The organism is Candidatus Nitrosarchaeum limnium BG20 (assembly GCF_000241145.1).
Classification (GTDB): Archaea; Thermoproteota; Nitrososphaeria; order Nitrososphaerales; family Nitrosopumilaceae; genus Nitrosarchaeum; species Nitrosarchaeum limnae.
The window spans coordinates 1-1908 of sequence record NZ_AHJG01000148.1 but is presented as its reverse complement, the minus strand read 5'-3'; the positions used below and the strand labels follow the sequence as shown (position 1 = coordinate 1908).

The 1908-nt window shown below is 33.8% G+C and carries 3 protein-coding genes; all 3 read left to right on the top strand.

All coding sequences use genetic code 11. The annotated features are described in order from the left end of the window. Positions 1 to 246: hypothetical protein (locus tag BG20_RS12385; protein ID WP_048097062.1), on the top strand; the 246-nt coding region annotated here is incomplete at its 5' end. Positions 247 to 472: 226 nt separating this feature from the next. Continuing rightward, positions 473 to 979 (top strand): hypothetical protein, encoded by a 507-nt coding sequence (locus BG20_RS04690; RefSeq protein ID WP_010191533.1) that lies wholly within the window; start codon positions 473 to 475, stop codon positions 977 to 979. Between the two features lie 177 nt (positions 980 to 1156). Further along, positions 1157 to 1908, top strand: a 752-nt coding sequence (locus tag BG20_RS04685) for a PQQ-dependent sugar dehydrogenase (RefSeq protein ID WP_338032795.1), incomplete at its 3' end; no start/stop codon positions are given.

Below are 1908 nucleotides of genomic sequence, written 5' to 3'. Positions count from 1 at the left end.
CTGCACTTTTCAGGAATTGCAATCTTTGCTATCCTTGCTGTTTTTCATAATACTATATGGATGGGCGGAATTGTATTGGGCATAATATTTCTGATGATTACTGCTGCAATGGTAAAGAGCAGATATGGTTGGGAAACGTGTGGAAAATGCCAAAAAAGAGTAAAAACATTTGATGAAGGTAGATGGACTTGTCATTATTGTGGATATTTTAACGGACAAACTAATTGTGAAGGCTGTGGTCCATAATCATAGAGTTTGTTTGACTTTAACGCCTAGTTGCGTCTATTTTTATCCTAAAGTTGGTGGGAGTATTTAACTAACTTGACAAAACTATCCCTTGCACACACAAATTAGTTTATAGTTTATTTACAAACCTACGAATTTTTGAGTGTGTTTTTCCTATTTCAGTTATTGAAAATCAATATAGAAAGCTACAATTCAAATTAAATACTAGAGAGAGAAAATTAGAAATATGATAAGGACACCAATTTGGATTGCAATAGTAATTGGTGTTTTCTTTGTAGGAATTGGCGTAAGTTATGCTCATTTTGCAAGTACGTATGACCCAATGTCTATGAAATTTCAAAATCAAGAATTGTTTAACCAAATGATGGCTAACAATCCAAAGATGTCACAGCACTGGATGGATTCAGATATGATGAATCAACAACAGATGATGAATGATCCTCAATTCAAACAACAAATGCTTCAACAAATGATGCAAAACCCAGATGACATGATGGAATGGATGGCAACAAATCCAAAACATGTAGAACAGATGTCAAAGATAATGAAAGAAGATCACGTGTTTATGTCAAAAATGATGTCTGCAATGATAAATGATCCTGATTTGAGATTGCAGATGATGGGCCATATGTCAGAAAATCCAGAGGTATTCAAAGAAATGATGAACATGATGAATTCAAACATGACAAATCATATGGGTTCTGAAATGAATCAACAAATGATGCATCCATAAAAAAAATCGATTTACACATATATCTACATCCATTTTATTCCCCAAAATAATAGAAGAATCCAATGAGTTAATCAAAGTACTTTAAAATCATCAACTATAGTTATATCTGTAAATTATCAAATTGGTATTATGAAGATCTATCTAGGCATATTATTATCAATATTTTTTGTAATTTTATTGCCAAATTCCTTTGGGCAAACTTTTGAGGAATACGGAGTCAAGGTTGAAACTGTAGCCGATAATCTACATATTCCTTGGGAAATTGTCTTTAGTCCAGACGGGAGAATATTTTTCACAGAACGAGTGGGAAATCTAAGAGTAATTGAAAATTGGCAGCTAAATCCAGAGCCTATTGCATCATTTAGTGTTGGCGGTGGTGAGGGTGGATTGTTAGGAATAGCACTTGATCCAAATTTTAAAGAAAATCACTATTTGTATTTGTACCAAACATACAATGAATTATTTTCTACGTTTAACAAAGTTGTTCGCTATAAAGAATCAGATAACAAACTAAGTGAAGAGAAGATACTAGTTGATAAAATTCCCGGTGCCTCATATCATGATGGAGGCAGAATAAAATTCGGTCCTGATGGAAAGTTATACATCACTACAGGAGATGCAGGAAACTATAATCTTGCACAAGACATAAACTCTAATGCTGGAAAAATTTTGAGAATCAATTCAGATGGAAGCATACCTCAAGACAACCCATTTGAAAACTCACTTGTTTTTTCGTATGGGCACAGGAATCCACAAGGAATTGACTGGGAACCAAATACTGGAAAATTATTTGAATCAGAGCATGGACCGTCTGGAGAAAGAGGGGTAGCTCATGATGAGATCAATGTAATTGAGAAGGGCAAAAATTATGGATGGCCAGATATTATTGGAGATGAGACAAAAAATGGGATGATAAATCCAATTTTACA